Below are 2,907 nucleotides of genomic sequence, written 5' to 3' on the forward strand. Positions count from 1 at the left end.
CGAATTATTATTAAGCCGTGGAAAGATGTTCGCTCAATTCCACAAAATAGCACGTTTCATATGTGGTGCGGTGAAATAAGTCGTTATTTAAATAAGAATAACGCTAAATTAACGCCGGAGGATGTTAAAGAAGCGTTGAAACATACATTCTTAGGTTATGAAGCAATAGATATTATTGACTTAAATACGCAGTCGCCGGAGCGCGTGAGGATGCTTAGAAAGACATCTAAATTAGATACGGGAGAGATGTTTCATTTTATGACGCAAGTTGAAAAGTGGGCGCTTGATATTGGGTGTTTAGTGACTATTCCAAATAACTCGCAATATATGAAATTAAAACAGGAGCAGGATAAATGATAGCGGACAACAAACATTGGTGTAATTTTTGCGGTAAATCGCAAGATGAAGTAAATGCAATGGTCTCGGGAATGAATAACAGTGATATTTGCGATAGTTGCGTTCTTCGCTGTGTTGGGACGTTAATATTGAAAGATGGAAATAAATTAAATGAGTCAGCAAACATCCCAGACTCAGCGAGTCATCAATAATCTAATCTATAAAGTCCCATCTAATAAAAAATCAAAGCCAGTTCCCACGGAATCAGAAGTTGAAACATTTGACTATGTTTATCAGCTATTGCGTGCAAAGTGGGATAGACGGAGAAATAGAAATGAGAAATAAATACAGTGAATTGTCAGATTTCGAAATTAATAAATTAGTACTGATTCAGCAATACAAAGAAAGCTTTGCAGAAATTATTAATATTCGACAGCGTAATCATGTGTTTCGTGTATTTCATCGTCAAGTGATGGCTGATGTTAAATTTCAAGATGAATCTGATTTTTCGGAAATTGGACCGTTCGATTATTGCAATGATTGCGCTGATGCAATGCCAATTGTTATTAAGAATAAAATCAGCTTGGTTTATGTAAATGATTTTTGGTCAGTACGTCAGTATCATAATGCGTGCATTGAAGTTAATGATGAGAACCCACTCCGGGCAGCAATGATTGTATTTTTGATGATGAGTGAGGGGAAAGAATAATTATGGGAAATTTACGTAAAGAAGCCAGCGGTCGAGAATGTCAAGTTAGATTACCTGGTGTTTGTAACGGGAATAGTGAAACTGTAGTTCTGGCTCATTATAGAATGTCTGGTATTTGTGGTATTGGAATGAAACCCAACGATTTATTTGGAGCATGGGCATGTTCTGCATGTCACGATGAAATAGACCGTAGAACAAGGCTGACAGATACTGATTATGCTCATATAGCTCATCTGGAGGGTGTTATCAGGACACAATCCATATTACTGTCCGAGGGCAAGATTTAACGTGAAAACCTACAATCTAAAATTACCGTGGCCTCCCAGTAATAATACTTATTGGCGACATAGCAGAGGCCGACATTTCATCTCATCAAAAGGCATTGTGTATCGAAAGAAAATTATAAAAATAATCAAGCAACAAAAACTCGATATTAAAACAACATCAAGAATTAAAATCTCAATTACAGCGAATCCTCCAGATAAGCGAAATCGTGATCTTGATAATTTACCGAAAGCCGTTTTCGACTCCCTAACCCATGCCGAGTTGTGGATTGATGATAGTCAAATTGATGATATGCGCATCATGCGCGGAGAAAGAGTAGCTGGTGGTTCTCTTGACATTCAGATATGGGAGATAGGAGATGACAATCTTCACTGATATTGAGTCAGCAATAGAAGAGGCCCGGTTTAGACATGGAGTGACAAGGAAAAGTTTTATTGTTCTGCAATGTGAACATGCTCGATTGAGAGTTATTCAGGATCGAAGAGTCAGGGGCAAAAAACACTCAGTCATGTTTTCAACTAAATATGACAAATATCATTCAGTTTTGCAGTCAGAAAAATAGCAACGGGGTAAGCATATGCGTGATATTCAACAGGTTTTAGAACGTTGGGGTGCGTGGGCTGGCGAGGGAAACAGTGACGTTGATTGGTCGCCGATCGCTGCCGGGTTTAAAGGGCTAATTCCCAGCACGCGAAAGACTCGTGCTCAGTGTTGTGATGATGATGGAGTTGCTATTGATGCCGCAATTACTCGATTGAGAAAATATAATCCTTATTACTTCCAGCTAATCATCATGCACTATGTTAAGACATTTACTCTCAGGGCTATGGGAGGAAAGCTGGGAATATCCCACAATGAAGTAGCAAAACGACTACAGGCAGCAGAGGGATTTATTGAGGGATGTCTGGCAATAGCTAATATTAAATTAGAAATAGATGAAATAACTCAAAAAGAAAATATCTATCAGTTTGCATAAATAAGGGTTGTGTAATTACAAAAACCAATATAATGTGATAAGAGTGATAGCTATGTCACACAGCTTATCGAATTAACCAGCCTCGTTTTCTGCGGGGTTTTTTCATTTTCGCCGCCGCAACTTCTCAACACTCCAATCTTTGTTGCGGTTGGCGTCTTTAATTAACTATAACTCACAGGGGCGGCTATAACCCACCCCCACTGACGCCCATTTTATGGGGGTGGATATGAAGCTCATGGACAAGCAACCAGACATTTGGATGCAGCTGTGGTTATGGTTGCTATCAGTCAAAGAACAAGGTGTAGGTGCGGGACTGGCCGGCTTAATGGCTTATCTCCGGGGTAGATATAACGGCGGTAAGTTCTGGAAGACAATTATTGACGCAATGATGTGTGCACTTATCGCATGGTTTATTCGTGACTTACTGGTCTTTTTAAATTTGAGCACGGATCTGGCTTACATCGGAAGCGTGATTATTGGTTATTTGGGAACTGACTTTTTCGGTCAGTTGATGCGCGGGACTTTGCGTAATAAAGCGGGGGTATCAGATGCAAAGTAGAGGCGTTCGTAATAATAACCCCGGCAATATCGACTATAACAG

At 39.5% G+C, this 2,907-nt stretch carries 8 protein-coding genes; all 8 read left to right on the forward strand.

The window, feature by feature from the left end; genetic code table 11:
* Positions 1-357, forward strand: a 357-nt coding sequence (locus ACGF7G_RS21870; protein ID WP_387468362.1) for a hypothetical protein, incomplete at its 5' end; no start/stop codon positions are given.
* On the forward strand, positions 354-548 hold the full coding sequence (locus ACGF7G_RS21875) for a ClpX C4-type zinc finger protein (protein WP_387468364.1): 195 nt from the start codon (positions 354-356) through the stop codon (positions 546-548). The genes ACGF7G_RS21870 and ACGF7G_RS21875, both read left to right, overlap by 4 nt.
* On the forward strand, positions 508-681 hold the full coding sequence (locus ACGF7G_RS21880) for a NinE family protein (protein ID WP_387468366.1): 174 nt from the start codon (positions 508-510) through the stop codon (positions 679-681). The genes ACGF7G_RS21875 and ACGF7G_RS21880 overlap by 41 nt, the downstream gene beginning before the upstream one ends.
* Positions 671-1,045 carry a DUF2591 domain-containing protein gene (locus tag ACGF7G_RS21885; protein ID WP_387468368.1) on the forward strand — a complete coding sequence of 125 codons (375 nt, stop codon included), beginning with the start codon at positions 671-673 and terminating at the stop codon, positions 1,043-1,045. The genes ACGF7G_RS21880 and ACGF7G_RS21885 overlap by 11 nt, the downstream gene beginning before the upstream one ends.
* Positions 1,046-1,047: 2 nt before the next feature.
* The gene (locus tag ACGF7G_RS21890; RefSeq protein WP_387468370.1) at positions 1,048-1,332 is read left to right on the forward strand and encodes a DUF1364 domain-containing protein; all 285 of its coding nucleotides are present in this window, start codon (positions 1,048-1,050) and stop codon (positions 1,330-1,332) included.
* A 1-nt stretch (position 1,333) separates the two neighbouring features.
* A complete protein-coding gene (locus tag ACGF7G_RS21895; RefSeq protein ID WP_387468372.1) occupies positions 1,334-1,705 on the forward strand; it encodes a RusA family crossover junction endodeoxyribonuclease in 372 nt (123 codons plus the stop codon).
* Positions 1,706-1,907: 202 nt separating this feature from the next.
* On the forward strand, positions 1,908-2,306 hold the full coding sequence (locus tag ACGF7G_RS21900; RefSeq protein ID WP_387468374.1) for an antiterminator Q family protein: 399 nt from the start codon (positions 1,908-1,910) through the stop codon (positions 2,304-2,306).
* A 226-nt stretch (positions 2,307-2,532) separates the two neighbouring features.
* Positions 2,533-2,865, forward strand: a complete 333-nt coding sequence (locus ACGF7G_RS21905; RefSeq protein ID WP_387468375.1) for a phage holin, lambda family — start codon at positions 2,533-2,535, stop codon at positions 2,863-2,865.
* Positions 2,866-2,907: the final 42 nt, after the last annotated feature.

Source organism: Photorhabdus sp. RM323S (genome assembly GCF_042879375.1).
In the GTDB taxonomy this organism is placed as follows: Bacteria; Pseudomonadota; Gammaproteobacteria; order Enterobacterales; family Enterobacteriaceae; genus Photorhabdus; species Photorhabdus tasmaniensis.

Excerpts from the sequence above, each read along its gene's own strand:
- ACGF7G_RS21875 (WP_387468364.1), top strand. The coding sequence starts at position 354 with ATGATAGCGGACAACAAACATTGGTGTAATTTTTGCGGTAAATCGCAA.
- ACGF7G_RS21880 (WP_387468366.1), top strand. The coding sequence starts at position 508 with ATGAGTCAGCAAACATCCCAGACTCAGCGAGTCATCAATAATCTAATC.
- ACGF7G_RS21885 (WP_387468368.1), top strand. The coding sequence starts at position 671 with ATGAGAAATAAATACAGTGAATTGTCAGATTTCGAAATTAATAAATTA.
- ACGF7G_RS21890 (WP_387468370.1), top strand. The coding sequence starts at position 1,048 with ATGGGAAATTTACGTAAAGAAGCCAGCGGTCGAGAATGTCAAGTTAGA.
- ACGF7G_RS21900 (WP_387468374.1), top strand. The coding sequence starts at position 1,908 with ATGCGTGATATTCAACAGGTTTTAGAACGTTGGGGTGCGTGGGCTGGC.
- ACGF7G_RS21905 (WP_387468375.1), top strand. The coding sequence starts at position 2,533 with ATGAAGCTCATGGACAAGCAACCAGACATTTGGATGCAGCTGTGGTTA.